The sequence below is a fragment of the Shewanella sp. SM29 genome (assembly GCF_025654245.1).
Lineage (GTDB): Bacteria > Pseudomonadota > Gammaproteobacteria > Enterobacterales > Shewanellaceae > Shewanella > Shewanella oncorhynchi.
In genome coordinates this window covers 1-863 of the sequence record NZ_JAKKRN010000086.1, presented here as the reverse complement: position 1 = coordinate 863, position 863 = coordinate 1, and the positions used below count along the sequence as shown (strand labels likewise).

Below are 863 nucleotides of genomic sequence, written 5' to 3'. Positions count from 1 at the left end.
GCCCAATTAGTCCTCGATAAAAACCATAGCATCATCGAAGCTGCAAAGGCGATGAACGTAGGTAAATCCACTATGGATAAATGGGTGAGACAGTTAAAACTAGAACGCCAGGGTGGCACACCAAAAGCATCTCCGATTACCCCTGAACAAATTGAAATCCGTGAACTGAAGAAGCAAATAGCTCGTCTTGAGGAGCACAATCTTATCCTAAAAAAGGCTACCGCTCTCTTGATGTCAGACTCGATGAACAATTTACGCTAATCAGCGCACTCAAGCAGAGCCACTCTATTCTCACAATTTGTAATGCATTCAAAGTGCATCGAAGTAGCTATAAGTATTGGCTAAAAAGAAAAGAACATATTGATGCAGACTTGACTATTTTATGCAGTGAAGTGAAGGCCGCACATCATATTAGTCATGGCTCTGCCGGTGCGCGAACGATAGCGCAATTAGTGACTAATAAAGGGATTGGTCTCAGTCGTTATCGAGCCCGTAATCTAATGAAAAAGCTTGGGTTATTAAGCTGTCAGCAGCCTAAGCATTCTTATCGGAAAGCGACACAAGAGCATGTTGCAATCCCCAATACGCTTAATCGACAGTTTGCAGTAACTCAACCAGATCAAGTGTGGTGTGGCGACGTGACATATGTTTGGGTCGGTAATCGTTGGGCCTATCTAGCCGTTGTTCTTGACTTATTTTCCCGCAAGCCTATTGGATGGGCCTTGTCATTATCACCAGATAGTGCGCTGACCTGTAAAGCTTTGAAAATGGCATTTGAGTTAAGGGGTAAGCCTGAGAATGTGATATATCACAGCGATCAAGGTTCGCATTACACAAGCTTGAAATTCAGACAATTAATATGG

General features: G+C 43.1%; 1 pseudogene. It reads left to right on the top strand.

What is annotated here, in order from left to right:
* A pseudogene (locus L5L77_RS22540) lies at window positions 1-863 on the top strand (IS3-like element ISSba5 family transposase); the annotation flags it as partial.